The 26,019-nt window shown below is 56.7% G+C and carries 21 protein-coding genes; 15 read left to right on the top strand and 6 right to left on the bottom strand.

Annotated elements, in window-relative coordinates:
• The 4 genes from AC0TNJ_RS01580 to AC0TNJ_RS01565 form a co-directional block, all read left to right on the top strand.
• Nucleotides 1–1,091 (top strand): porin (locus AC0TNJ_RS01580; protein ID WP_473770003.1); only part of this gene is annotated, 1,091 nt, incomplete at its 5' end.
• A gap of 279 nt (nucleotides 1,092–1,370) precedes the next feature.
• Nucleotides 1,371–2,297 carry a tyrosine-type recombinase/integrase gene (locus tag AC0TNJ_RS01575; RefSeq protein WP_473767076.1) on the top strand — a complete coding sequence of 309 codons (927 nt, stop codon included), beginning with the start codon at nucleotides 1,371–1,373 and terminating at the stop codon, nucleotides 2,295–2,297.
• Between the two features lie 534 nt (nucleotides 2,298–2,831).
• Entirely contained in the window at nucleotides 2,832–3,962 is a 1,131-nt protein-coding gene (locus tag AC0TNJ_RS01570; protein WP_473770002.1) for a pyridoxal phosphate-dependent aminotransferase, read from the top strand.
• 15 nt (nucleotides 3,963–3,977) lie between these two features.
• On the top strand, nucleotides 3,978–4,352 hold the full coding sequence (locus AC0TNJ_RS01565) for a DUF423 domain-containing protein (RefSeq protein WP_473770001.1): 375 nt from the start codon (nucleotides 3,978–3,980) through the stop codon (nucleotides 4,350–4,352).
• 46 nt (nucleotides 4,353–4,398) lie between these two features.
• On the opposite strand, the gene AC0TNJ_RS01560 is transcribed toward AC0TNJ_RS01565, so the two are convergent.
• On the bottom strand, nucleotides 4,399–5,046 hold the full coding sequence (locus tag AC0TNJ_RS01560) for an antifreeze protein (protein WP_473767073.1): 648 nt from the start codon (nucleotides 5,044–5,046) through the stop codon (nucleotides 4,399–4,401).
• A gap of 321 nt (nucleotides 5,047–5,367) precedes the next feature.
• Here AC0TNJ_RS01560 and AC0TNJ_RS01555 point away from each other — a divergent pair, with 321 nt between their 5' ends.
• Both AC0TNJ_RS01555 and AC0TNJ_RS01550 read left to right on the top strand, forming a co-directional pair.
• The gene (locus AC0TNJ_RS01555) at nucleotides 5,368–5,874 is read left to right on the top strand and encodes a P-loop NTPase family protein (protein WP_473770000.1); all 507 of its coding nucleotides are present in this window, start codon (nucleotides 5,368–5,370) and stop codon (nucleotides 5,872–5,874) included.
• Nucleotides 5,875–6,101: 227 nt separating this feature from the next.
• Entirely contained in the window at nucleotides 6,102–6,755 is a 654-nt protein-coding gene (locus AC0TNJ_RS01550) for a YitT family protein (protein ID WP_122002648.1), read from the top strand.
• 48 nt (nucleotides 6,756–6,803) lie between these two features.
• Here the strand turns inward: AC0TNJ_RS01550 and AC0TNJ_RS01545 are convergent, their stop codons facing one another.
• Nucleotides 6,804–7,061: a tetratricopeptide repeat protein gene (locus AC0TNJ_RS01545; RefSeq protein ID WP_122002649.1), complete on the bottom strand. Its 258-nt coding sequence runs from the start codon at nucleotides 7,059–7,061 to the stop codon at nucleotides 6,804–6,806.
• 504 nt (nucleotides 7,062–7,565) lie between these two features.
• On the opposite strand from AC0TNJ_RS01545, the gene AC0TNJ_RS01540 reads away from it, so the two are divergent.
• On the top strand, nucleotides 7,566–7,913 hold the full coding sequence (locus AC0TNJ_RS01540) for a DUF2147 domain-containing protein (RefSeq protein ID WP_473769999.1): 348 nt from the start codon (nucleotides 7,566–7,568) through the stop codon (nucleotides 7,911–7,913).
• A gap of 112 nt (nucleotides 7,914–8,025) precedes the next feature.
• Here AC0TNJ_RS01540 and AC0TNJ_RS01535 read toward each other — a convergent pair whose 3' ends face one another.
• Nucleotides 8,026–8,733, bottom strand: a complete 708-nt coding sequence (locus tag AC0TNJ_RS01535; protein WP_473769998.1) for a glutathione binding-like protein — start codon at nucleotides 8,731–8,733, stop codon at nucleotides 8,026–8,028.
• A 225-nt stretch (nucleotides 8,734–8,958) separates the two neighbouring features.
• Here AC0TNJ_RS01535 and AC0TNJ_RS01530 point away from each other — a divergent pair, with 225 nt between their 5' ends.
• The 4 genes from AC0TNJ_RS01530 (at nucleotide 8,959) to AC0TNJ_RS01515 (ending at nucleotide 12,060) form a co-directional block, all read left to right on the top strand.
• Entirely contained in the window at nucleotides 8,959–9,114 is a 156-nt protein-coding gene (locus AC0TNJ_RS01530) for a hypothetical protein (protein WP_162997363.1), read from the top strand.
• A complete protein-coding gene (locus tag AC0TNJ_RS01525) occupies nucleotides 9,111–9,275 on the top strand; it encodes a hypothetical protein (RefSeq protein ID WP_162997366.1) in 165 nt (54 codons plus the stop codon). The genes AC0TNJ_RS01530 and AC0TNJ_RS01525 overlap by 4 nt, the downstream gene beginning before the upstream one ends.
• A gap of 41 nt (nucleotides 9,276–9,316) precedes the next feature.
• Nucleotides 9,317–10,819, top strand: a complete 1,503-nt coding sequence (locus AC0TNJ_RS01520) for an AMP nucleosidase (RefSeq protein WP_473769997.1) — start codon at nucleotides 9,317–9,319, stop codon at nucleotides 10,817–10,819.
• Nucleotides 10,820–11,046: 227 nt separating this feature from the next.
• A complete protein-coding gene (locus tag AC0TNJ_RS01515; protein ID WP_473769996.1) occupies nucleotides 11,047–12,060 on the top strand; it encodes an endonuclease/exonuclease/phosphatase family protein in 1,014 nt (337 codons plus the stop codon).
• Between the two features lie 47 nt (nucleotides 12,061–12,107).
• On the opposite strand, the gene AC0TNJ_RS01510 is transcribed toward AC0TNJ_RS01515, so the two are convergent.
• On the bottom strand, nucleotides 12,108–13,814 hold the full coding sequence (locus AC0TNJ_RS01510; RefSeq protein WP_122002653.1) for an electron transfer flavoprotein-ubiquinone oxidoreductase: 1,707 nt from the start codon (nucleotides 13,812–13,814) through the stop codon (nucleotides 12,108–12,110).
• Nucleotides 13,815–14,272: 458 nt separating this feature from the next.
• Between AC0TNJ_RS01510 and AC0TNJ_RS01505 the strand changes: the two genes are divergently transcribed.
• Together AC0TNJ_RS01505 and AC0TNJ_RS01500 are read left to right on the top strand one after the other, a co-directional pair.
• Nucleotides 14,273–15,130: a uracil-DNA glycosylase gene (locus AC0TNJ_RS01505; RefSeq protein ID WP_122002654.1), complete on the top strand. Its 858-nt coding sequence runs from the start codon at nucleotides 14,273–14,275 to the stop codon at nucleotides 15,128–15,130.
• Between the two features lie 145 nt (nucleotides 15,131–15,275).
• The gene (locus AC0TNJ_RS01500; RefSeq protein ID WP_122002683.1) at nucleotides 15,276–16,529 is read left to right on the top strand and encodes an MFS transporter; all 1,254 of its coding nucleotides are present in this window, start codon (nucleotides 15,276–15,278) and stop codon (nucleotides 16,527–16,529) included.
• Between the two features lie 2 nt (nucleotides 16,530–16,531).
• Here the strand turns inward: AC0TNJ_RS01500 and AC0TNJ_RS01495 are convergent, their stop codons facing one another.
• On the bottom strand, nucleotides 16,532–17,491 hold the full coding sequence (locus tag AC0TNJ_RS01495; protein WP_122002655.1) for a DMT family transporter: 960 nt from the start codon (nucleotides 17,489–17,491) through the stop codon (nucleotides 16,532–16,534).
• 242 nt (nucleotides 17,492–17,733) lie between these two features.
• Here AC0TNJ_RS01495 and pepN point away from each other — a divergent pair, with 242 nt between their 5' ends.
• Entirely contained in the window at nucleotides 17,734–20,385 is a 2,652-nt protein-coding gene (gene pepN / locus AC0TNJ_RS01490; RefSeq protein WP_473769995.1) for an aminopeptidase N, read from the top strand.
• A 328-nt stretch (nucleotides 20,386–20,713) separates the two neighbouring features.
• Nucleotides 20,714–23,065, top strand: a complete 2,352-nt coding sequence (locus AC0TNJ_RS01485) for a PAS domain-containing sensor histidine kinase (RefSeq protein ID WP_473769994.1) — start codon at nucleotides 20,714–20,716, stop codon at nucleotides 23,063–23,065.
• On the opposite strand, the gene AC0TNJ_RS01480 is transcribed toward AC0TNJ_RS01485, so the two are convergent.
• Nucleotides 23,066–26,008: a bifunctional [glutamine synthetase] adenylyltransferase/[glutamine synthetase]-adenylyl-L-tyrosine phosphorylase gene (locus AC0TNJ_RS01480; protein WP_473769993.1), complete on the bottom strand. Its 2,943-nt coding sequence runs from the start codon at nucleotides 26,006–26,008 to the stop codon at nucleotides 23,066–23,068.
• Nucleotides 26,009–26,019 lie beyond the last annotated feature (11 nt).

The raw sequence follows: 26,019 nt of genomic DNA, 5'->3' as shown, positions 1-26,019 counted from the left end.
CTCAGGCTGCCGACGCAATCGTCGCGCCAGAGCCAGAAGCCGTTGAATATGTCCGCGTTTGCGATGCTTACGGCGCTGGCTACTTCTACATCCCAGGCACCGAAACCTGCCTGCGCATCCATGGCTACGTTCGTTACGACGTTAAGGGCGGCGACGACGTATACGCTCGCGGTGGCCACCTCTCGCGTGAAGAGGACGGCTATTCATTGGTTCGCGGCGGCAAAGATCGCGACACCTATGCCAAGACGGCTCGTGCAGTTCTCCGTTTCTCGACTGCTTCGGAAACCGAACTCGGCACCCTGAAGACCTATATCGACACTCGTTTCCAGTGGTCTGACGGTTCTGACTCGAGCTCGACCGGTACGCTGCGTTTCGGCTACATTCAGCTCGGCGGCCTGCGCATTGGTCTCGACGAATCGGCCTTCGTAACCTTCCCTGGTTACCTCGGCAACGTCATGAACGACGACGTGATCCTCGCTGGCGGCTATCGCACGGGTCTCATCAGCTACACCTTCACCGGCGGTAACGGCTTCTCGGCAGTTCTGTCGCTCGAACAGGGCAACAACGTTGACGTCGACTACAATGGCGTCATTGACGACTACACGCCGCATATCGTTGGCGGCCTGAAGTACGCTGGTGGCTGGGGCTCGATCGCAGCAGTTGCTGCTTACGACGCAGTCAACGAAGAGTGGGCCGGCAAGGTTCGCGCCGACGTCAACATCACCGACCGTTTCTCGGTCTGGGCGATGGGCGGCTACAAGTCCAACGATGATACCTATTATGGCTATACGGATGCAGACGGTAATTTCCGCGGCATTCGCGCCATTGATAGCTTCTACGGCACCTGGGGCGGCGATTGGGCCGTTTGGGGCGGCGCAGCGTTCAAGGCAACCGACAAGGCTACCTTCAACGTTCAGCTCGCTTACGAAGATGCAGAAACCTTCGCAGCAACCGCAAACGTTGCTTACGAGCTGGTTCCTGGCTTCACCATCACCCCAGAAGTTTCTTACACCAAGTGGAACGACAAGAAGTCGGTCCTCAAGGGCGAAGACGCTTGGCAGGGCATGATCCGCTTCCAGCGCTCGTTCTAATCAGATCGACGCTTAAGCGAAAAGCGCCAACGGGAAACCGTTGGCGCTCATTCATTTGAAACACAGCTCACGAATGCGTGAACTTTGATCCTTCAGAAATGGGGATTTCGAAAAGGATCGAAAACCGAGGGGAGTTGCGGGGGACGACAAAAGCTGGGGGCAGATACTGGTCTTTTAGAAAGGTCCAAACATGTCTCCGCATAAAGTTAGCTCACTTATCTTGTGTTCCGAGAATTATTTCATTAGTTGTGCGTCTCATATATCTATGGGGGGCGTACAATGATCGTCGTTGGGGAAACGAAGATCGACATGGGCGAAAAATTTGCGCCGATAGTCGACTACAACTTACAATATACATCCAGCAAAAGTCCGAACCACCGGCTTGTCGAACAATTTTCGGTGGCGGAACTGACGGGGAAATACATCAACATCCTGTGGGATGATGGGTCGCACAAGTATAATGTGAAGTCGTTTCTCGGGGAAATTGACGAGATTCTGAAAGGCGAGCGCTTTTCAGGTTTCGATCAGGAAATGCTTGACTCCGTCATCGGTTCGCTCCGTGAGCGCGGCAACAGCAATGCAACCATCAATAGAAAGATGGCTGCGCTGAGCAAGCTGCTGCGAAAGGCGCACAAAATGGGGGATATCTTCAATCTACCGGAATTCATCCGGCAGAAAGAGCGTGTAGGACGCATTCGATTCCTTGAATATGAGGAAGAGAAGCGCCTGTTCGCGGCGATCAAGTCGCGTTGCGAAGATAGCTACCGGCTTTCTCTGTTTCTTGTCGACACGGGCTGTCGTCTCGGGGAAGCAATTGGCGTTACCTGGAACGATATTCAGGATCACAGGGTTACGTTCTGGCTCACCAAATCGAATCGCAGCCGCACTGTTCCCCTCACCCGTCGTGCCCGCAAGGCAGCACATATCCCGCATGAAAAGCTCAAAGGCCCCTTCTCCATGCTCAATCAGGTCCGGTTCCGCCAGATCTGGAATGAAGCGAAGATGGAAGTCGGGTTGGGCACGGACGATCAGGTCGTTCCGCATATTCTGCGCCATACCTGTGCATCTCGTTTGGTTCGGGGCGGGATCGATATCCGTCGTGTTCAAATGTGGCTAGGTCACCAAACCCTGCAGATGACCATGCGTTACGCTCATCTGGCGACACATGACCTCGATTCCTGTGTGAAAGTGCTCGAAGTCCATTAAAACCTATCCCGCAAGCGTGAAACGGCTTTCGGAACAAGACGCGCATGAACCAATTGGATAAGGCATTTCCAATGCGTCAGGAAATGCCGCAAGAGCCTGAAACAAAACGTGATTCTGTGCGCAAATGGTTGCTTTCAGAAGACGGAGCGCAAGCTACTTAAGATACAAAAGCGCCGAAACGCGAGAACTTGTCGTTTGTGGCCACAGATGACCACTTTTGTAACGGCTTCCATGCTTCCGCTGTTGTGTTTGACAGCAGCAAATAGCAACGGACGTGACGATTACCTAGCGGATTGGACATCCAGATTTCAGCCCGGAGCCATTTTTCTGCGTTCGTGATACCCCTTCCCTGACGGACCACTGGCCCGATCAGCTTCCTATTATTCGGCGCGCACCAAATCATTGTGATGGCACCGGCCCATACAAGTTGCTATGCCTTTCCTAGCAGGACAGACGCGGGTAGCTTACGGCATCATCCAGCCTTCGATCTGCCTCATCATATTGTGCCGGACCGAGAATCGACTGGGAATCGTCATGGGATCGCCTCGCCTTACATCGCTCGTTGCAAATCTGCCCTCCACCGTTCCTTTTACCGGCCCTGAAACGCTGGAACTGCAACGCGGAAAACCTTTCCGCGCGAGAATCGGTGCGAATGAGAGCAGTTTCGGACCAGCGCCCTCCGTCCTTGAGGCAATTCGGACGGAAGCAACCGAAATCTGGAAGTATGGCGACCCGGAAAATTACGACTTGCGTCACGCCATTGCCACGCATCACAGAGTGAAACCTGAAAATATCATGCCCGGAGCCGGCGTTGATGCGTTGCTTGGCCTTGTGGTCAGGCAATATGTTCAGGAAGGTGACAGGGTCATCAACTCCCTCGGCGGCTATCCGACTTTCAACTACCATGTTGCCGGTTATGGCGGCAAACTGATCACCGTCCCCTATATCAATGACAAGTCGGATCTGGACGGTCTGATAGATGCGACGCGCGAGCAAGATGCCGCGATCTTGTATCTCGCCAACCCGGATAATCCGATGGGGACCTGGCATGAAGGCTCGGACATCCAGTCCTTCATCGAGCGCGTTCCCGAAACCACGATGCTTGTTCTGGATGAAGCCTATTGCGAAACCGGACCAGCTTCTGCCTTTCCGCCTTTCGAAACCGACCGCCCGAATGTTCTTCGGATGCGTACTTTTTCCAAAGCCTATGGTCTTGCGGGCATTCGCTGCGGTTATGTTGTCGGCAACGCCGATGCCATCAAATGTTTCGACAAGATTCGCGATCATTTCGCAGTCAATCGTCTCGCACAGGCGGCGGCTATCGCGGCTCTCAAGGATCAGGCCTATTTGCAGGATGTGGTGGCGAAAATTCAGGTCGGGCGGGATCGAATCGCTGCAATCGCCGAAGCAAACGGCCTGTCAGCAATCCCATCCGCTACGAATTTTGTCACCATCGATTGCGGCAAAGACGGAGCGTTTGCCACGGCAGTGCTGAACGGACTTCTCGCACGGGACATTTTCGTTCGCAAACCCGGCGCGCCAATTCTCGATCGCTGCATTCGGGTGAGTGTCGGCATTGACGAACAGCTCGACCTCTTGGAGGCCGCTCTTCCTGCGGCCCTGGAGGATGCCAGGAAACACGCAAAGCTTCGGGAAACGGCCTGAACAGCGGAGCCATATATGCAGATTCAACCCGATAGCCGCCCGAAGAACATTCTTTTCAGCACCCTTGCCGGGCTAACCGGCGCCCTTGCGATTGCCGCTTATGCGGGTGCGGCCCATGGCGGCGATAATCATCTGGGCAATATTGCACCGCTGCTTCTCGGCCATGCGCCCGCATTTCTGGCGCTGTCGCTCATTGCACCGACGAGCCGCACGGCTTATGCGGGCGGCGCATTGCTTATTATCGGCCTCGCCTTGTTCTGCGGCGATCTGTTCGTGCGTGACATGACCGGCGACCGCCTTTTCCCGATGGCCGCACCGACAGGCGGGGCGTTGATGATACTCGGCTGGCTTGCCGTGGCGGTCACGGGTTGGTTCTCACGAACCAAATAAAAAGGGGCCGGAGGGGCCCCTTTCTCTTCAGATGATCCTGATCAGATCAGGAATTGCCCTTCAGGCGGGCGTTGCAGAGGCTGTAGTAACCGCCGCCCTTCTGTACCCACTTCAAGCCGCCGAGAGCGTTCGCATCTTTCAGGGCATGATATTGTTCGAGGCAGGTGTGCATACGCGCCTTGCCAGCTGATTCACTGGAATATTTCGCCGACACTGCTGTCGGGAACTTCACGCCTTTCGGCGCAGCAACTGTTGGGGCAGCAGGTTCACTGTTGCCATCCGTGGTAAGTGCAACCGGATCAGCACCCGGACCGCACTCGGCCTTGCGGAAATCGTTCCACTTCGCGCCATTATCCGTGCCAGCGTCCTTGGCTGCCTGATATTTGGCACTGCACTGCTTCATCGTCAGGCCCTTGGCGCTGTCGTCTGCTGCAGGAGCAGCGGCCGCCTTTTTGGCTGGAGCAGCAGGTGCGGGCGCAGCCGGAGCAGCCGCGGCGTCTGCATCGTCGCCACATTGAGCCTTGCGGAAATCGTTCCACTTCATGTTGCCGAGCGTGCCAGCATCCTTGGCAGACTGATACTTTGCGCTACATTCCTTCATCGTCAACGCATTGGCAGGCGATGAAAAGGCAAATGCAGCAGCACTCATGATGATGGCCGTGCCGGCCATGGCGGTTATGGTTCGAATAGACATCTTGTCACTCCCTATCGAATGCAGCCCTTCGATCACCCGGCATCCGTTCACACCTTGCGATCTTTCTAATACAGAAGAACGGTAGATGTCATTGTTGCTCTCACCCGTTCCGTTTTGTCATCATTGCGCTTCGCAAAGTTGACTGTCAATCAGTTGGCCAATATTACCCTAAACTCCAATACAAATTTTCTAACGGGCTTTCTTTGCTCGTTATGGTCAGGCGGGTACCATGAAGTAGAAATACAGTACTTCCTATCCCATGTCCGATTTTTATTCGAACAGAGTTAAAATCCGAGGACGATGCGGACGATGAAGCGGATCATGATTATAGGCGGCGCCGGTTCGGGAAAATCCAGCCTTGCGCGCAGGCTTGGCGACCTCACCGGCTTACCGGTCGTGCATATCGATACCCTTTACTGGCAGCCCGGCTGGAGGATGCGAACGCGTGACGAGATCGGTCGCCTCACCAACGAAGCCGCAAACCAGGACGCGTGGATATTTGAAGGCAATCATAGCGAAACTATGAACTACCGCGCCTCACGTGCAGATATGCTCGTTTTTCTCGACCTGTCGACCGCGCGTCGCCTATGGCGCGTGGTCAAAAGAACGGCAATCCACTACGGGCGTGCACGCCCGGACATGGCGGAAGGATGTGTAGAGCGTTTCGACTGGGATTTCATGAAATGGGTGGCGGGTTACCGCAAGGATGGCCGCATTCGCGCGCTGGCATTTCTGGAAAAAGCGCCGCAACATCTTATCAAGCATCATTTGCGCAGTCCGCAGGAGGTGAAACGCTTCCTCGCGCAGATGTCACGCGAAATAAATTAAAACAATCTGCCCTTCCAATTGCGATAAATCCACAAAGCCGACCTTGAAATAACAATATTGCAAGTCGTGCGCAGCGTCGAAACGGCTGCTATATTTGGCTGTATCCCAAGACTTGACGCTGCGTGCTATGGTCGAACCATCTGCACAGCGCGAACACATACCGGAATTCGTTCCGGCACCACACTTTTTGCCGGATCGCCGGCTTCTCGCTGTTCTGGAGTTTCGCCGTGGCCGATATCACTGATAACGCCGCCCCACTCATCGATGCGCCCAAAGCCGCCGCGTTCGACCGTCACCGCCTCTATGAAGATGCGATGGCGATGTTGATCGGCACATCCTTCATCGCACTCGGCATCACGCTTTACAGTCAGGCGATGCTGATGACGGGCAGCACCGCCGGTATTGCCCTTCTTATCCAGTATGCCACGGGCACGGAATTCGGATTGCTCTACTTCCTGATCAATCTGCCGTTTTATTATTTCGCCGTGCGCCGCATGGGCTGGGCTTTCACAATCAGGACATTCGTCGCTGTAGCTATGATGTCGGCTTTTGCCCGCCTGATGCCGCTGAGTGTCGACTTTTCAAGCGTCAATCCGCTTTTCGCCGCCCTCATGGGCGGCACCTTAATGGGCATGGGCGTGCTGGCGCTCTTCCGCCACCGCTCGGGCGTCGGCGGCGTCAATATTCTGGCGCTTTATCTGCAAGACGCCTATGGAATAAGGGCTGGCTGGTTCCAGCTCGGCCTCGATGTCCTGATTATGCTGGCTTCCCTGTTCTTTATCCCATGGGAAAACATGGCGCTTTCCCTGATCGGCGCGGTTGCCATGAACCTCATCATCGCGATCAACCACAAGCCTGGTCGCTATCTCGGCATAAGCTGAACAAAAAAGCCGCCGGAAGGGCGGCTTTTGTCATGGCGGAGGAACTCGTCAGTGGGTGGTCATCCACTCGCGTGCGCCGCGCAGGGCTGCTGCCAGCTCGCCCTTGCTCATTGTAGCGGCCACCTGGTTGCGCATGCGGGCTGCCTTTTCGCTGCCGCGGATGGCGGCAATGTTCAGCCATTTATGCGCTTCGATCACATCGATCTCGCAATCACGGCCGATGGCAAATTTCATACCCATTTCCAGAAGAATGCGATCCTGTGCGATTGCGTTGTTCTTATTCGTAAAGCTCTGAAACTGTGCCATTTTCTTTGTCCCTGTTAAATCCCGAGAACCGTCCGGTCTTTGTTTTCAAAGGCTGATTTTCCAGCTTCGAAACCGCCGTCTCTGTCGTTCCGTTCATGCTTTCAAATCTACGGGAAAGGGTTGAAATGCGCGTTAAACCAGATGCTTAACGAGCAACCAACAAAATCCGAACAAGGGGTAAACTTGGGATTTTGTTAAACATGCAAGTTCCGTCGATTGCTGGATTTTCACGAAAATTCGATTCAAATCCAAATTCTGAAACGAAACCAGTTGCTAACTATAGGCAACATTCGAAAGCGACGAATGCATGAAAAAGGCGGCATCCGACATGCCTCGAGAGAGGCAAACATTCCTCTTCCGCTTCGTGAGAAACTGGATTACGTTTACGTTTGCGTAAGTCTGGCGGAAGTCGAGGAGGCATCCGTCAAACTTGGGAAACGCATCATGGCGGTTTCATCGCTGCGACCGGCAGAGCCGGAGTTCGCGGCGAATTGGGAGGAAAGAATGTTCCGCACACTTATTCTTGGAATGACGCTTGCAGCCACCTTTACCGCGCCTGCCCTCGCCGAGGAAGGCATTGTCGGCACGTGGAAGCGCCCGAACGGCACGATCATCAGTTATGCATCCTGCGGCGCCAACAAGTTCTGCGGTACGGTGCAGACCGGCGAGTACAAGGGCAAGTCCATCGGCACGATGTCTGGCACCGGCGGCAGCTACAAGGGCGAAGTCAACAAGCTCGACGAAGGCAAGACCTATACCGGCAAGGCAAGCGTCAAGGGTAATACGCTTTCACTCTCCGGCTGCGTGATGGGCGGTCTGATCTGCAAGAGCGAGAGCCTGACGCGCCAGTAATTCAGCGAAACATGGAATCAAAAAGGGCGGCGTCATGGCCGCCCTTTCTTCTTGGAGCATTTCCAGCAAAAGCGTGAAACGGCTTTGCGTTGGAAAATGCGACAAAACCTGCTCAACGTGCCTTCTGGCCGAAGAGAATTTTCTGGGCTTCCTTGTCCGTTGCCAGATTGGATTTTTCCCGCTCTTCCTTGCCGACCAGCAGACCGCGCTGCACTGCCGGACGAGCATTCATCGTTTCATGCCAGCGCTTCAGGTTCGGGAAATCATCGAGGTTCTGGTCGTAGTTCTTATAGGCGTTGATCCAGCCAATCGATGCCATATCGGCGATTGAATATTCGCCTGCGATATAATCCTTGCCCTCAAGCTGCTTGTTCAGCACGCCATAGAGACGATTGACCTCATTGGTATAGCGATCAATCCCGTATTGCACCTTTTCAGGCGCATAGATACGGAAATGACCAGCCTGTCCCGACATCGGGCCGAGCCCGCCCATCTGCCACATCAGCCATTCGTCGACGGCAACGCGCTTGCGTTCGTCAGACGGATAGAATTTGCTGAATTTACGCCCGAGATATTGCAGGATCGCTCCAGACTCGAAAACCGAGATCGGTTCGCCACCCGGCCCTTCCGGATCGATGATCGCGGGCATCCGGTTGTTCGGCGCAATCTTCAAAAAGTCCGGCTTGAACTGATCACCCTTGCCGATGTTGACGTATTTGACCTCGTAGGGAATGCCGAGTTCTTCGAGCATAATGCTGATCTTGAAGCCGTTCGGTGTCGGCCAATAATATAATTCGATGGGCTTGATCTGTTCGGCCATGGGCTCTCTCCCGCTGATCCTGACATTGAGCGGGACGTGCTCCCGCATTCCAATGATGGGAAACATAAGACCCTTTCGAACAGGCACAAGAGCCCAATGCCGCAATAAACGGAACATCAATATTTTTGAACGCCGCATGAACGACGCTCTCAGGGACGGTTCAGGCGTGATCGCTAGATTGGCAAGGGAGAACAGAAATCAGAACGGCCTGGGGGACCAACCGCTATGCTTCGGCGCTTAACAATTCTCTGCCTGATGATCGCCGGCTTTGCCGCAGTCGCCAGTATTTTCGTTGACCAGCGATACAACGCTTATCGGGACCAGCCGGTGATCGGCCCTGTCGCCGCATTCACGCAGAAGCATGCCGGAGAACGGCAATGAGGAGAACCCAGGCAATAGCCGCAATCGCGCTTCGCGTTTTCCTTTTCACCGCCATATTCACCGGTCCGGCAGCTACCTTTGCCTATACGCAGATCGGCCAGCATTCCCAGATGAGCGGCATCGGTCTCGTGCTTTATGTAAGCCTGCAGCGCGCCGCATAAACTGGGTCATGTCACGGTCATAGACTTTGCTATACTGGGTTATGACACAGCGAATCGAACATCCATTTCTGACAGAAATCAAAACGCCTCCAACGGTTGACCCGGAGGTTTTCACTGATGCCAGTGCGGCAGTTGCCGCCCTGCAGAAACTCTATGATCGCAACACGGCCTTCCTTCGCGATGCGTTCGAGAAAGTGGCGCGCGGCGAAGTTCCGCCGCAGCGCTATCGCGCTTATTATCCCGAGATTTGTCTATCTACGTCCAGCTTTGCCCATGTGGATTCGCGGCTGGCCTATGGCCATGTCTCGACGCCGGGCGATTATTCCGCGAACATCACGCGGCCCGATTTGTTCGATCATTATCTGAACGAACAAATTCGCCTCCTGATGCGCAATCACGGTGTGACCGTGACGGTGAAGGAATCTTCCACGCCAATCCCGATCCATTTTGCCTTCAAGGAAGGCACCTATGTTGAGGCGTCCGTCGCCAATGCCTTCACGCATCCGCTGCGTGACCTGTTCGACGTGCCAGATCTGGCGGCAACAGACGACAAGATCGTCAATGCCGACTTCGAGCCTGCTCCCGGCGAACCGATGCCGCTTGCGCCGTTCACGGCCCAGCGCGTCGATTATTCCTTGCACCGACTGGCGCACTATACGGCGACAAGTCCGGCACACTTCCAGAATTTTGTGCTGTTCACCAACTACCAGTTCTATATGGACGAGTTCTGCGCCTATGCCCGTCAATTGATGGCAGATGGCGGCGGTGGCTATGACCAATTCGTGGAACCGGGCAACATCGTCACGCTGGCGGGAGAGACCGCGCCGAGCAATGGCAATCCGTTGCAGCGCCTGCCCCAGATGCCTGCTTATCACCTGCAGCGGGCGGATCATTCAGGCATTACCATGGTCAATATCGGCGTAGGCCCGTCCAATGCCAAAACCATTACGGACCATATCGCTGTGCTTCGCCCTCATGCCTGGCTGATGCTGGGTCACTGCGCGGGCCTGCGCAACAGCCAGCAGCTTGGCGATTATGTTCTAGCCCACGCCTATATGCGTGAAGACCACGTTCTTGACGACGATCTGCCGGTTTGGGTGCCACTTCCGGCCCTTGCAGAAATTCAGGTCGCGCTAGAAGAGGCCGTCGAGGAAATCACAGGCCTGGAAGGCTATGATCTGAAACAGATCATGCGGACCGGCACGGTCGCCACCATCGACAACCGCAACTGGGAACTGCGCGACCAGCGCGGCCCGGTGCAGCGCCTTTCGCAGGCGCGCGCCGTCGCACTCGACATGGAATCAGCCACGATTGCCGCGAACGGGTTCCGCTTCCGCGTGCCTTACGGCACGCTGCTCTGCGTGTCTGACAAGCCGCTGCATGGCGAGTTGAAACTGCCGGGCATGGCGACTGAATTCTACAAGCGGCAGGTAGCACAGCACCTGCGCATCGGCATTCGCGCAATGGAGAAGATCGCGGCAATGCCCGATGAACGGCTGCATTCCCGAAAGCTCAGAAGTTTTTACGAGACGGCTTTCCAGTGAAGTTAAGGGAGTAAGGGAGTAAGGGAGTAAGGGAGTAAGGGAGTAAGGGAGTAAGGGAGTAAGGGAAAAATCGCTTATTCCCGGTCATGGCAAATATTTTACTTGCCTTGTCCACTGCCTGATCGCACCCTATTCCCCTATTCCCCTATTCCCCTATTCCCCTATTCCCCTATTCCCCTATTCCCCCTTTCATCATCACGCCGCAATCAGCACGTATTGGCACCTTCATGTCGAAAAGCCGTGAAAACCTTTCATTCCTGCTGCTTCTGGCCGCTGTCGTGCTGTCTGTCCCGCTCGTGCTTGGATTTCTTGGAGCAGCCCATCCTGCTCTTGATTCCTTTTCACATTTTCGGGCTCACCTCGCCGTTTTGTTAGCGTTGCTGGCCTTTCCGCTGCTCTTCACCAAAATGCGCCGCGAGGCAGCGATGCTTCTGCTTTTTGCCGTCATGGCATTCAGCACGACCATCGGCGCCGCACGCGATTTCCTGAGCGGCTCCACCGGCGCACAGGCAGACGAACAGGCTGGCGCGCGCTATAGTCTCGTCCAGATCAATCTGCGCGAAGATAATCCCGAGCCGAAACGCATTCTCCAGATGATTGCGCGGGAGAAGCCCGACGTCATTACCTATGAGGAAGCGAGCGACCAATGGACGAAATGGGTTACCATTCTCCAGGGCTCCTATCCCTATCATCTCAATTGCGCTGACGACCCCAATACCTGGGGCGTGGGAATCCTGTCCAAACGGCCGTTCAGTGAAGAGGCGCAGACGGCCTGCGTCGGTGATGGCTTGCTGGCAATTGCGCCGATCAACTTCGGCGGGACGACCGTGCATGTCGCCGCCCTGCACTTCTCATGGCCATGGCCGCGCTGGCAACCACATCAGCTCCGTTATATAGAACCGGAACTGGCGAAGCTGAAAGGCCCTCTGGTCATCGCCGGGGATTTCAACGCGGCTCCGTGGAGCAATGCCGTGCGTCGGGTCGAAAACGCCTCCGGCGCCCACCATATGACTGGTATTGGCGGCACGTGGATGACGCATCTGCTGCCCGTTACGCTGGCACCCTTTCTGGGTCTGCCTATCGATCAGATACTTGTCACCCCTGAAATCGGAGGGGCGAAGGTTTCGGCCCGCGAAGACGCTGGCTCCGATCATCTGCCGGTCCGGCTCGATTTTTCCGTTCCGCCTCCCGTTCGACCGGATGAAGAAGAACCGGAAACCCAATCCGTCATGCTGCAATGAAAAAGGCGGTCCCAGACCGCCTTTTAACTCATGTCATCATGCAAACATTACATGTTTACATAAACGGGCCCTTCCCCGCCTTGTGGCGGCACCCAATTGATGTTCTGGTTCGGGTCCTTGATGTCGCACGTCTTGCAGTGCACGCAGTTCTGCGCATTGATCACAAACCGCACGTCCTTTGCCTGTGGATCGGCAGCGGAGTTGCCGTCAGCATCCACCCATTCATAGACGCCAGCGGGGCAATAACGGGTCGACGGACCAGCGAAGACGTCATGTTCGGAAGTCTTTTGCAGTTCCATGTTGCGGACCTGCAAATGCACCGGCTCGTTCTCGTCATGGTTTGTGTTCGACAGGAACACTGACGACAGACGATCGAACGTCAGAACGCCATCCGGTTTTGGATAGTCGATCTTCGTGTGCTTCGCAGCTGGTTCCAGCGACTGCGCGTCGGTCTTGCCGTGCTTCAGCGTTCCAAAGATGGAGAAGCCGAATAGCTGGTTGGTCCACATATCGAGACCACCAAGCGCCACGCCGACAACCGTGCCGAACTTCGACCACAGCGGCTTGACGTTACGCACCCGCTTCAGATCCTTGCCGATCAGGCTCGAACGCCAGCTGTTTTCGATCTCGACCGGTTCGTCATTGGCGCGGCCTGCGGCAATTGCCTCGGCGATCTTGTCTGCGGCGAGAATGCCGGACAGAACCGCATTGTGGCTGCCCTTGATGCGCGGCACGTTGACCAGACCAGCCGAGCAGCCGATGAGCGCTCCGCCCGGGAACGACAGCTTCGGCACCGACTGGAAACCGCCTTCGGTAATGGCGCGTGCGCCGTAGGAAAGGCGTTTGCCGCCCTCAAACACGTCGCGAATGGCCGGATGCGTCTTGAAGCGCTGGAATTCCTCAAATGGCGACAGATATGGGTTCTTGTAGTTGAGGTGCAGCACGAAGCCGACCGCCACCATATTGTCTTCCAGATGATAAAGGAACGAGCCGCCGCCCGTCTTCATGTCGAGCGGCCAGCCGAAAGAGTGCTGGACAAGACCCGGCTTGTGCTTGGAAGGATCGACCTGCCACAGCTCCTTGAGCCCGATACCGTATTTGGCCGGTTCGCGGCCTTCATCGAGCTTGAACTTCGAGATCAGTTGCTTGGCAAGCGAACCGCGTGCGCCCTCGCCCACCAGCGTATATTTGCCGAGCAGCGCCATGCCGCGCGTATAATTTGGTCCATGCGTTCCGTCGCGTTCGACACCCATGTCGCCGGTGGCAACGCCAATGACCGCGCCTTCATCATTGTAAAGCACTTCGGTTGCAGCAAAACCCGGGTAGATTTCCACGCCGAGTTCTTCGGCCTTGGTGCCAAGCCAACGGCAGACATTGCCGAGCGACACGATGTAATTGCCATGATTGTTCATCAAAGGCGGCATGGCGAAATTTGGCAGGCGCACCGAGCCCGCAGGCCCGAGCACAAGGAAATGATCGGCTGTCACAGGCGTCTTGAAGGGGTGCCCCTCTTCCTCGCGCCAGCCCGGCAGAAGCTGATCAATGCCAACCGGATCAACGACAGCGCCGGACAGAATGTGCGCGCCGACTTCCCCGCCCTTTTCGAGGACGACGACTGAAAGCTCGGGATTCGCCTGTTTCAAACGGATGGCCGCAGCAAGGCCCGCAGGGCCTGCGCCGACGATCACAACGTCGAATTCCATGCTTTCGCGTTCGGGAAGCTCCTGATTTGCATATTCTGGGGCTTCAGACATTCATTCCTCCGTCCGGTGTAATATCGTCTTCTCACTAGGCTAGCCCAGACGACACATCCAATTGTTTTTGTGCATGATCTGATCGCGAATATCCATGAACAAACTGCCCGTCAGCAGTCGAACCCGCGAAAAGACCCGCCGTTTCCCCGTATTCCGCCTTACCCTGTCGCAGAGTTGGAGACTGTCGCAAATGCGTCCAATTGTCCAAAACGGGCGTCTTACGTCCTCAAATATATTTACCTTAACGTAAACGTCAAATCTATTTCATTCAATAAACTGCGATGAGCATTTGTCCAAACCGTAGAGGAAGCATAACTTCATGTCATATTGAGGGTTCTGCTCAAGCCCGCGCAGGAAACAGGGTATGAACAGGAACTAATGGGCCCGACGGGCCTGAAATCTGAACAGGGCTATTGCATTCACCTTCAAAATTCGCCACCTCAGAGGTGAGGTAAATAATGGCTGATAATCGTGAAACGCTGGATATTGAAGGCTTGCTCCGCTTCTATGCGGAAGCGGGCGTCGACATGCCACTTTCCGAAACGCCGATAGACCGGTTTGCGGAGCCTCAGCGCGTCGCCCCTTCGCAGCCAGCAACGCAGGCGGCAAGTGTACCTGAACGCGCCCGTCAACAGCAGCCGCGCCCTGCCCCGGCGCCAGCCCCCACCAGCAGACCCGTTCAGGCCGCAGCCGATCTTCCTGATACAGCACAGATTGCGCTCGCCCGCGAAGCGGCAGCCCAGGCCTCGACGCTCGATGAACTGCGGGAAAAGCTTGCGGCATTCGACGGCTGCAATCTGAAATTCACGGCGAAGAATCTTTGCTTTGCCGATGGCGATCCATCCTCCGACATAATGTTCATCGGAGAAGCGCCCGGACGGGACGAGGATATGGAGGGATTGCCGTTCGTCGGAAAATCCGGCCAGCTTCTCAATCGCATGATCGAGTCCATCGGCCTGAAGCGGGAGAACGTCTACATCGCCAACACGATCCCTTGGCGTCCTCCGGGCAATCGCACGCCAACGCCGCTTGAAACAGAGCTTTGCCGACCATTCATTGAAAGACAGATCGAGCTTGCCGCGCCGAAAGTTCTGGTCGCGCTGGGCGGACCGGCTGGCAAGGCACTCACCGGCGCGCCCGAAGGTATCCTGCGCCTGCGCGGTAACTGGAAGCTTCACAGGACACCTTCCGGCGTGGAAATTCCGGTTATGCCGACCCTGCATCCGGCCTATCTTCTGCGTACGCCAGCCCAAAAACGTTTTGCGTGGCGCGATTTTCTGGCTGTGAAACTGAAATTGGCCGAATTGACGGATTGATTTTTGAGCATTTCAGCGGCATCGGCAGGTGGCATTGTCACCAGCATGCCGCAAACTTGTTCTACTTCGCCGCTTGCCAAACCGCCTTCCGGCGGCAAGTAGCCCTAAATTCAGTTTCCCATGGGATTTCACTATGGAGTTTTTCATGGCTGGCCAGCTCCTGCCCATAGCCGCTTTGCTTGCAAGCACGTTTCTCATGCTGCTTGCCGGTGGCCTCGCGGGTATTCTTCTGCCCCTGCGCGGCGGCATGGAAGGCTGGTCGACCACGACCATCGGCTGGATGGGTACGAGCTATTCCCTTGCCTTCACGATCGGCTGCATTGTGGTGCCGCATCTGGTGCGGCGCGTTGGCCATGTGCGGGTCTTTTCCGCGTTGCTGACGCTGCTTTCCATGGCGCTTCTCTTACACGCACTGGTCGTCAACCCGGTTGCGTGGATGATCTTCCGCGGCGTCGCGGGTTTTTCGCTCGCAGGCAGCTACATGATTATCGAAAGCTGGCTGAACGAGCGCGTGACCAATGAATCGCGCGGGCGCATCTTTTCGATCTATATGATCATCACCATGCTCGGCCTGTTGTGCGGACAGTACATTCTGCCATTCGGCGATGCGGGAACGCAGACGCTCTTCATCATTTGCGCCATCATCTACGCAAGCGCGCTGCTTCCAACGGCCCTTTCAAGTGCACAATCGCCCAATCCGCTGACGCAGGTTTCGCTCGACCTGAAAGGGCTTTACCGGCGATCGCCTGCCGCGGCTGTCGGATCGCTGATTGCCGGTATCGTTGCGGGCACGTGGAACTTCCTCGCCGCCATCTATGGCGAGATGAATGGCCTTTCCACTTTCGGCATCGCCACAATGCTGGCCTGCGCCATGGTGGGCGGCGCGATTTTCCAATATCCGCTCGGACGGGGATCGGACTTTGTGGATCGCCGCTATGTCATGGTGCTTGCCGGGGTCATCGGCTTTGTCCTGTCTATGGTGATGGTGCTGTTCCACCCCACTTCGCCCTATGCGCTCTATGCCATGATGTTTCTGTTCGGCTCGGTGATTTATCCAATCTACAGCCTCAACGTCGCCCATGCCAATGACTATGCAGATGCAAGCGAGTTCGTGAAGGTTTCCGGCGGATTGCTGATTATCTACGGCGTGGGCAGCGTCATCGGACCTGCTCTCTCCGGCCCGCTAATGGATCTGATCGGCGCTTCGGGCTTCTTCGTGACCATGGCCATCGCTTACAGCTTCTATGGCCTGCATGCCTTCTGGCGCATTCGTCGTCTTGAGCGACCGGCCATCAGCGACCAGAAAACCGAGTACAAGTTCCATACGCCCGACGGCCAGTCCACGCCGGAAACGATGCAGCTCGATCCCCGTGCAGAAGGCACACCCGGACAGAGCTGAATTTACGGGGTCTGCGGTGCGTTGACCTTGTGCGGCGCGATGGAAAGCTGGTGCTCGCGATAGATGATGAAACCGCCAGCCGCCATGACGACGGCGCTGCCCGCCAGCATCTCGAAGGTCGGGATATCGCCGAACAATAGAAACCCGATGGCAAGTCCGAGCAGCATGGACGTGTATTCGAAGGGAGCAATCGTCGACATGGGTGCATGGCGATAGCATTCGGTCAGAAGTATCTGGCCGACCCCACCGGCAAATCCTGCACAGATCATCATGGCAAGCTGTGACCAGCTTGGTACGATCCAGCCGAAAGGAAAGCTCGCCAGGGAGATGACGCTCGCGGATATGGAAAAGTAGATCACGATGGTTGAGGTGCGCTCCGTCTGCACGAGACGGCGCACGAGCATCATGGCCACCGCAGACAAGATGGCCGCGCCAAGAGCGGCAAGCGCGCCCATGGCCTCATCATGCCCCAGGCCACCGCTCGAAAACACTGTCAGCCGCGGCCAGATGATGACCATTACCCCGCCAAGGCCGATGAGAACCGCGCTCCACCGATAGAATCGCACGACTTCATGCAGGATGACCGCGCCAAGAATGACGGTGATCAGCGGCGAAGCATAGTTGATGGCGATTGCTTCCGGCAGCGGCAGCTTGGTGAGCGCGAAAAAACTCATCGACATGGAGCAGACGCCGACCAGCCCGCGCCAGAAATGGCTGAAGCCGTTCTGGGTGCGGAACACGCCTGAAAGCTGTCCACGCCACCCGAGATAGAGCAATATCGCGAAGATTGCGAAGAATGACCGGAAGAAGATCAACTGCCCGACCGGCACACCATCCGCCGCCTTCAGCAAGGTGGACATGGCGACGAAAACGGCAACGGAAGCGATTTTAAGACCGATGCCGAGCATCGGTTTCGTTTCAAGATGGGCAGCCTCGACAGGCGCGCTCGCATGAGCGTTCACAACGCAATTCCTTAAAATATGATGCGCAGCTACACCCGAAATATTCGTGTGCCTGTCTTTCTTATTCCTGTTTGCAACACAGCACCAGTAGCTCAAAGGTCAAGTCGAAAAATATTTGATAAAACGCCCATCCAGCTACAAAGCCCGGTTGGTTGTTCTGGAATTAAGTTTCCCTCGGCAGCAATTTTGGGTACGAATCCAATATCGTAAGTTCAAAGAGAGTTCAGGGAGAGAGTTTCGCTATGCGTACTGAAACCGGCCAGACATTCCGCCTCGAAGATTACCGTCCGACCCCTTACGCCATACCCGAGACCAAACTGGACTTCTCACTGGAACCGGAAAAAACCATCGTCAGTGCGACCCTTACGATTGAGCGCCGCGATGACACTCGAGCCGGTACGCCCTTGGTGCTGGACGGTGACGAACTGAAGCTTGTCAGCATCGCCATCGACGGCAAGCCTCTTGCCGACAACAGCTATGTCGCAACGCCCGACCAGCTTGAAATCAGCGACCTGCCGGAAGGAAAGCGCTTCACGCTTGAAATCGTGACGGAAATCAATCCGACGACAAACCGGCAGCTATCCGGCCTTTATCGCTCAAGCGGCGTCTATTGCACCCAATGCGAGGCCGAAGGCTTCCGCCGCATCACCTATTATTACGACCGCCCGGATGTGCTGTCAGTCTATACGGTCCGCATCGACGCCGACAGGCAAGCTGCGCCAATTCTTCTGTCCAACGGCAATCCGGTCGACAGTGGATCGGTCGAAGGCAAACCGGACCGGCATTTCGCCGTCTGGCACGATCCGCATCCGAAACCATCCTATCTCTTTGCGCTCGTTGCCGGATCGCTCGGCGTCGTGAAGGATCATTTCACCACGCAATCCGGAAGGCCGGTCGATCTGGCGATCTATGTCGAACATGGCAAGGAAGGCCGCGCGCTCTATGCAATGGATGCATTGAAACGCTCCATGCGCTGGGACGAGGAAAAGTTCGGCCGCGAATATGATCTCGATGTTTTCAACATCGTCGCCGTGTCCGATTTCAACATGGGCGCGATGGAGAACAAGGGGCTTAACGTCTTCAACGACAAATATGTGCTGGCCGACCCCGAAACGGCAACCGATGTCGACTATGCGGGCATCGAGGCGGTCATCGCGCACGAATATTTCCACAATTGGACAGGCAACCGCATCACCTGCCGCGACTGGTTCCAGCTGTGCCTCAAGGAAGGCCTGACCGTCTATCGCGATCACGAATTTTCCGCCGATGAGCGTTCGCGCCCGGTCAAGCGCATTTCCGAAGTGAAAATTCTGAAAGCGCAGCAATTTCCGGAAGATGCCGGGCCCCTCGCCCACCCGGTGCGCCCGCGCGAATACCGAGAGATCAACAACTTCTATACGGCGACCGTTTATGAGAAAGGCTCGGAAGTGGTGCGCATGATCCGCACGATCATCGGGCCCGAGCTATTCCGCAAGGGCATGGACCTCTATTTCGAGCGCCATGACGGAGACGCTGCGACTATCGAGGATTTCATCAAGGTTTTTGCCGATGTTTCCGGTCAGGACTTTTCGCAATTCGCACTCTGGTACGATCAGGCCGGAACGCCGAAAGTGGAAGCTGCTTTCACTCATGACGCCGCGAAAGAAACTTTTACGATTGAACTGACCCAGTCGCTGGGAGCAACGCCCGGACAAGCGACCAAGAAGCCCATGCACATCCCGATTGCCTTCGGCCTGATCGGGCCTGACGGCAAGGATATGGTTGCAGCTTCCGTCGAAGGCGGGGATGTACGCGGTGACGTCATCCATCTGCACCATGCATCCGAAACAATCGTCTTTCATGGCATCAAGGAACGGCCGGTTCCGTCGCTACTGCGCGGATTCTCGGCTCCCGTTAATCTGACGGCGCCGTTATCGGATGATGATCGCGCATTCCTGGCCCTCAACGACAGCGACCCGGCGGCGCGCTGGCAGGCATTGACCGGAATTTTCAACCAGGTTCTGCTTGAAGGCGCCAAGCGTGTGCGCGGCGGTCATGCCCCGGCAGTTGAAGACAAGATCGTTGAACTCGCGGGCAAAGTGGCATCCGATGAGACCCTTGATCCTGCCTTCCGCGCACTCTGCCTGACGCTGCCGAGCGAAAGCGATATCGCGCGCGAGATGGGAAGCAATGTCGATCCCGACGCGATCCTCGCCAGCCGAAACCATCTGGTGGACGCCATTGCCGCCCGTTACTCCAAGGACTTCGCCAGTCTCTACGATGCCCTGAAACAGGATGGCGCTTTCTCGCCGGACGCAGGTGCAGCAGGCAAGCGTGCCTTGCGAAATGTGCTGCTCGATTATCTGACCCGCCACGAAAACAGCCAACAACGCGCCGTCAACCAGTTCGCCGTTGCGGACAATATGACTGACCGCTTCGCAGCACTGACCATACTGGTGCATCGCTTTGGCGATTCGAGCGAAGCAAAGGACGCGCTGGCAAGTTTCGAGCGACAGTTCGGCATGGATGGTCTTGTGATGGACAAGTGGTTCAGCGTGCAGGCAAGCCGTCCCGGCGATGTGGCCTTGCAGGCTGTGCGCGACCTTACGAAACACGCGCTCTTCTCGCTCGACAATCCGAACCGCGTGCGTTCGTTGATCGGCTCGTTCTCCGCATTCAACCCGACCGGCTTCAACCGCAAGGATGGTGCGGCTTATGCGTTCTTTGCCGATACGATCCTGTCCATCGATCCGGAGAACCCGCAGCTCGCGGCACGGCTTCTGACTGCGCTGCGTTCGTGGCGCTCACTCGAAGATGCCCGTCGCGAACATGCAAGGGCGGCGCTGGCGCGCATATCCGGCGCTGGCAAATTGTCCACCGATCTGCGCGACATCGTGGACCGCACTCTCGCCTGATTCGCGGTCCATCCTGCCATCGTGATGATTCGTCCGTTCCGGTTGCTGTTACGCTCCCGGAACGGACCTTTTCACGCGGACTGCGGTAAAGGCGGCAAGGCAGTCAGCTTTCATGAGTCTTTTCATGCGTTTAGACGAATCAGATAGGATATCGATTCTACTTAAGAGCTTGAGATTCATGGACAAATTGACCGATGAAATTCCCGATTTTTACGCCTCGTTAACGAATTCGCTGGACAGCGCGAATCACTTTTGATTCATTGAGGATATTCGGAGGTGGCGTATTCCGAATCACTTCACTCGCAGGGAATTCACGAGGGACCATTATATGGCGAGCACCGACGCGTATGGCGCGCCGGCGGGGACGCATTGCGAATCCGGTCGGAAAAGAAGGAAGGGCAAGCTTTCGGGCCATGTCAGTCTTCTTGCTGGTCCGGCCTATGGCAAGTTCATCTCAATCGAGCCTATCCTTCGTCGCCTCGTTCCCGCGCTCATCATCATTTTCCTGATTATTCTGGGCGTTGCTCGCGTCTTTTCGATGCTGGCATGGCGCGATGATATCGAGCAGCAGCATAAGGCTTTCCTGTCGGCGGCGACCGCCAATCTTGCCCAGATGATCGAACGCGTTGCCAATGGCACCGACGCCGGAGCGCAGATATCCGCGAAGGATATTCAGGACACGATGGCGGAATTCCGCTCTCGCGGACTGTCATCCTCGAACATGACGCTCGCCGTCATCGACCCGCAGTCCTCCGTGGTGGCGGCCTCGGGCCCGCTTTCCGATTTGGCCGGCAAGCCGATCGATACGATCCTTGCAGAAGCGCAACCGCTATTCCTGTTTGCAGAACGAGCAGGCGTGCTGAAAGTCATGTTGCAGGGGGAATCGGCTTTCGGCGCCCTGTCGAAGCCGATGACCCTGCCCTATTCCGTCATCGCCGTGGAGCCGGAAAGCGCCATCTTTGCGGAATGGCGACGGGCCGTGTCGCTCAATGTGACGCTCTTCGCAGGCACGACCGGCGTGATGTTCGCCATTCTCTATGCCTATTTCAGCCAGGCAGCGCGGGCGCGCGAGGCCGATGATCTTTCCGGCCAGATCCAGCGGCGTATCGATCTGGCGCTGGCGCGCGGTCGCTGCGGCCTGTGGGACTGGGACATGGCGCGCGGCCGCATCTACTGGTCGCGCTCCATGTATGAAATGCTGGGCTACGAGGCGCAGGACGCAGTGCTGCCTTTCGGCGATGTGGCCGCGATCATAAATACGGAAGATGGCGACCTCTATTCCATCGCCGAGCAAGCAGCGGCTGGCGATATTTCGCATGTCGACCGCGTCTTCCGCATGCGCCATGCCGATGGTTCATGGGTGTGGATGCGCGTTCGCGCGGAAATTGCCAGCGAAGGCGATCTTCATCTGGTCGGCATCGCTTTCGACGTCAGCGAACAGCACCGTTTCGCGCAGCAGACGGCAGAAGCCGATATGCGTATCCGCGAAGCCATCGAGAATATTTCGGAAGCCTTCATCCTGTGGGATTCCAACAATCGCCTCGTCATGGCGAATTCCAAGTTCAGCGAATATGCCGGCCTTCCGGTCTGGACGCTGAAACCCGGCGTGCCGCGCAACGAAGTCGACGCCCATACGCGTCCATTCACTTTCGAGCGCCGCATGGCCAATGAACATAACCGCGCCGGTGGCCAGACTTTCGAGCGCCAGTTGAGCGATGGCCGCTGGCTGCAGGTCAACGAACGCCGCACGCAAGATGGCGGTCTTGTTTCCATCGGCACCGACATTACCCAGCTCAAGCTGCATCAGGAACGTCTGGTTGACAGCGAACGCCGCCTGATGGCGACCATTCACGACCTTTCGATTGCGCGCAAGGGCGAACGCGACCGTGTACGCGAGCTGTCGGAGCTTGCCCGGAAATACGGCCAGGAAAAGGAACGCGCCGAGGCTGCGAACCGCGCCAAGTCCGAATTCCTCGCCAATATGTCCCATGAGCTGCGCACGCCGCTCAACGCCATCATCGGTTTCTCGGAAATGATCCAGGCTGGCACGTTCGGTCCGCTCGGCTCCGACCGCTATGAGGAATACATCAACGACATCCATACGAGCGGTAACTTCCTGCTCAATGTCATCAACGACATTCTCGACATGTCTAAGATCGAGGCCGGACATTTCTCGCTCGACCGTGAGCAGATCGATCTCTGCCCGCTGATCAATGAAACCGTGCGCATGATCTCGCTCCAGGCGGATGAGAAGAATATTGCGGTCAATACGCGCATCGAAGATGCGATGCAGCTTTATGCCGACCGTCGGGCGATCAAGCAGGTGTTGATCAACCTTCTTTCCAATGCGGTGAAGTTCACGTCCTATGGTGGACAGATCACGGTGCGGGCGCGCAAGACCGGATCGGCCCTGTTCATGACGATTCAGGATACTGGCGTCGGCATTCCGAAATCAGCCATCAAGAAGATCGGCCAGCCCTTTGAGCAGGTGGAAAACCAATTCACCAAGACCCATACCGGCTCTGGCCTCGGGCTTGCCATCACCCGCTCGCTGGCCGAGCTTCACGGCGGCTGGCTTCGCATTCGCTCAACCGAAGGCGTTGGCACCGTGGTTTCGGTCTGCATCCCTGACCGCAAGCGCGGTCAGGTTGGAAATGGTGCAGAAACCTACGCCGCCTGATTAGATATTCAAAAGTTTCTCGAAACTTGTCCGTACCTCAACGGCGACTTCCGCCAGATGATGCTCGACGCGCTTTATATCGGGCATGTCGGCCGCACGACATAGCAGGTCGATCATGCCGGGTATGAATTCTTCACGTTTGGCATCGCTTCCAAGACACAGACGGATCGTCTGGCTCAAATTGGTATAGATGCGGTGCGCACTCACCAGATTGTCGGCGAGCGCCGGATCGGCAAAGGACGGGTCGAGCGCTGAAAGGATTTCCTCAGTGCTTAAAGGCCGTGGCTTCCGATCGAGCTTGTTGGCCAATACGGCAAATTGCGCAATGAACTCCAGATCAACAATGCCGCCGGGCTTCAGCTTGAAATCCCAATCGTCTGCCGGTGGTTTTTCCTGATAGATGAGGTCGCGCATCTCGCGCACATCCTTGGCGATCTTCTTCACATCGCGCGGTCCAGACAGAACCGTGTCGATCTCCCCTCTGATGTGATCCATGAAGGTCTCGTCGCCGTGGATCGGGCGCGCACGGGTTAGGGCCATATGTTCCCATGTCCATGCTTCGCTGCGCTGATACTTGCCGAAAGCTTCGATATGGGTCGCAACAGGCCCCTTGTTGCCGGAGGGCCGCAGCCGCATATCCACTTCGTAAAGCACGCCTTCCGCTGTCGGCGCGGAAAGCGCCGCGATGAGCCGCTGCGTCAGGCGGATATAATATTGCGAGGGAGCCAGCGGCTTTTTGCCATCGGATTCATCCGTTTCCTTGTCGTGATCGTAAAGCAGGATCAGATCGACATCGGAACCGGCAGTTAGCTCGCGACTGCCAAGCTTGCCCATGGCAAGAAGAGCGACTTTGGCGCCCTTAACCCTGCCGTGGCGCCGCTCCAGTTCGGCTTCCACAACTTCGAATGCCTTGCCGATCATCAGTTCGGCGAGATCGGAGAAAGCGCGACCAGCGCGTACGCCGTCAATCGCGCTTGTCAGCAAACGGATACCGATCAGAAAGCGATGCTCGGCAGCGAAGATGCGCAGCCGGTCCAGCACTTCCTCGTAATCGGTCGCAGGTCCCAGAAACACGTGCAGGCGCTCTTCCAGATAGGCGCGCGTCGGCATTTCGGAGAAAATCGCCGGATCAAGCAGACCGTCGAAAACATGCGGGTTGCGCGTGATGATTTCGGCGAGCCGGGGCGCGGCGCTCATGATCATCACGAGCAGGTTCAGGAGGCGGGGGTTGGATTGCAACAGGCTGAAAAGCTGGATGCCCGATGGCAGTCCTTTCAAAAAACCGTCGAAACGCAAGAGCGCCTCATCCGCGCGCTTGGTTTCGGCAAAAGCCTTGAGCAGCGCGGGCGTCAGTTCGGTCAGGCGCTCGCGCGCTTCCGCCGATTGCGTGGCGCGATACCGCCCGAAGTGCCATGTGCGGATCACACGGCATATATCGCTCGGACGCTCATAGCCCATGGCGGCGAGCGTCTCCAACGTGCCCGGATCATCCACATCGCCGGTAAAGACCAGATTGCCGGATGAACTGCCAAGCTCGGGCGCCTGCTCGAACAGCGCCGCATAGTGTTTTTCCACGACCTTCAGCGCATCAAGAAAAACATCGGAAAAGACTGCCGGATCGGCATAGCCCATCATATGGGCGACACGGGCAAAGCCTTCATCGTCTTCAGGCAGGATATGGGTCTGTTCGTCGGCAATCATCTGGATGCGATGCTCTACATCGCGCAGGAAATAATATTCCTTCGCCAAGGCATCGCGGGCTTTCTCGGTGATCCAGCCGCGTTCGGCCAGTCGGGCCAGCATCGGCACCGTCTGGTTGCCGCGCAATTCGGGAAACCGTCCGCCCGCTATAAGCTGCTGCGTCTGCACAAAAAATTCGATTTCGCGGATACCGCCGCGCCCCAGTTTTACATTATGGCCGCGCACGGCAATATCGCCGTGGCCCTTATGGGCGTGAATCTGGCGCTTGATCGAGTGCACGTCGGCAATGGCCGCATAATCGAGATATTTGCGCCAGACATAGGGGGAGAGTTCCGCCAGCACCTGCTTGCCGGATTCGCGGTCTCCCGCGACAGGCCGCGCCTTGATCATGGCAGCGCGCTCCCAGTTCTGGCCGCGCCCTTCGTAATAATGAAGGGCGGCGCCGACGGGAATGGCAAGCGGCGTCGAGCCGGGGTCCGGGCGCAGGCGAAGATCGACGCGGAAGACATAGCCGTCGCCAGTACGGTCCTGCAAAATGCGAACAAGGCGACGCGTCAGCCGTGAAAAGGTTTCAACGCATTCATAAGGGTCACCGATAGCCGGTCTGGTTTCATCGATGAAGACGATGAGATCGATATCGGATGAGTAATTCAGTTCGCGCGCGCCGAACTTGCCCATGCCAAGAACGATCCAGCCGCTGTCCTTGTCGGGCTGGGCCCGGTCGGGAAGTTTGATCTTGCCAGCACTATCCGCATCGAGCAGCAGAAACCGGACGGCGGCGCCCGTGCAGGCCTCGGCCAGATCGGTGAGCCAGCCAGTCGTTGCCTGCGTATCGAAAATCCCGGCGAGATCGCAAAGGGCGATCAGCACATGCGCCTCGCGTTTCAAAACGCGCAGGCTGGTCATGAGCGCGGCTTCCGTCACATCCGCGCTTGCAGCACAGGCCGCGATTTCCGCCAGAATATCCTCTAGTGCAGCCTCCGGCGTTTTGGCGACGATGCGGTCCAGAATACGCGGATGACGGGTCAGCGCCTCACGAATGAATGGAGAAAGATCGAGAACGGCAGAGAGAAAGCGGGCAGCTTCCGCCTTCTGCAACAGGGTCACCACGCCCGAAATGTCCTCTTCGCGGGCGCGTGCGGCAAGGTCGGCCAAGAAGGTTTCCGCCCTTGCGGTATCAAGTGGCGTCAAAGCGCGAATATCGCTGTCGAAGAACAGTGCCTCTGCGTTTTCTGCCGCCATGATCCCCTCTT

Source organism: Ochrobactrum sp. PL_is483 (assembly GCF_055816855.1).
The sequence above is the reverse complement of the archived record's forward strand: the minus strand, read 5'-3'. Positions and strand labels throughout refer to the sequence as shown.

Bases quoted from the DNA above. Each gene is read 5' to 3' on its own strand.
- AC0TNJ_RS01540 (WP_473769999.1), top strand. From the start codon at position 7,566: ATGTTCCGCACACTTATTCTTGGAATGACGCTTGCAGCCACCTTTACC.
- AC0TNJ_RS01565 (WP_473770001.1), top strand. From the start codon at position 3,978: ATGCAGATTCAACCCGATAGCCGCCCGAAGAACATTCTTTTCAGCACC.
- AC0TNJ_RS01520 (WP_473769997.1), top strand. From the start codon at position 9,317: ATGACACAGCGAATCGAACATCCATTTCTGACAGAAATCAAAACGCCT.
- AC0TNJ_RS01525 (WP_162997366.1), top strand. From the start codon at position 9,111: ATGAGGAGAACCCAGGCAATAGCCGCAATCGCGCTTCGCGTTTTCCTT.
- AC0TNJ_RS01500 (WP_122002683.1), top strand. From the start codon at position 15,276: ATGGCTGGCCAGCTCCTGCCCATAGCCGCTTTGCTTGCAAGCACGTTT.
- AC0TNJ_RS01535 (WP_473769998.1), bottom strand. From the start codon at position 8,733: ATGGCCGAACAGATCAAGCCCATCGAATTATATTATTGGCCGACACCG.
- AC0TNJ_RS01560 (WP_473767073.1), bottom strand. From the start codon at position 5,046: ATGTCTATTCGAACCATAACCGCCATGGCCGGCACGGCCATCATCATG.
- AC0TNJ_RS01480 (WP_473769993.1), bottom strand. From the start codon at position 26,008: ATGGCGGCAGAAAACGCAGAGGCACTGTTCTTCGACAGCGATATTCGC.
- AC0TNJ_RS01545 (WP_122002649.1), bottom strand. From the start codon at position 7,061: ATGGCACAGTTTCAGAGCTTTACGAATAAGAACAACGCAATCGCACAG.
- AC0TNJ_RS01570 (WP_473770002.1), top strand. From the start codon at position 2,832: ATGGGATCGCCTCGCCTTACATCGCTCGTTGCAAATCTGCCCTCCACC.
- AC0TNJ_RS01510 (WP_122002653.1), bottom strand. From the start codon at position 13,814: ATGTCTGAAGCCCCAGAATATGCAAATCAGGAGCTTCCCGAACGCGAA.
- AC0TNJ_RS01530 (WP_162997363.1), top strand. From the start codon at position 8,959: ATGCTTCGGCGCTTAACAATTCTCTGCCTGATGATCGCCGGCTTTGCC.
- AC0TNJ_RS01575 (WP_473767076.1), top strand. From the start codon at position 1,371: ATGATCGTCGTTGGGGAAACGAAGATCGACATGGGCGAAAAATTTGCG.
- AC0TNJ_RS01485 (WP_473769994.1), top strand. From the start codon at position 20,714: ATGGCGAGCACCGACGCGTATGGCGCGCCGGCGGGGACGCATTGCGAA.
- pepN (WP_473769995.1), top strand. From the start codon at position 17,734: ATGCGTACTGAAACCGGCCAGACATTCCGCCTCGAAGATTACCGTCCG.
- AC0TNJ_RS01505 (WP_122002654.1), top strand. From the start codon at position 14,273: ATGGCTGATAATCGTGAAACGCTGGATATTGAAGGCTTGCTCCGCTTC.
- AC0TNJ_RS01515 (WP_473769996.1), top strand. From the start codon at position 11,047: ATGTCGAAAAGCCGTGAAAACCTTTCATTCCTGCTGCTTCTGGCCGCT.
- AC0TNJ_RS01555 (WP_473770000.1), top strand. From the start codon at position 5,368: ATGATTATAGGCGGCGCCGGTTCGGGAAAATCCAGCCTTGCGCGCAGG.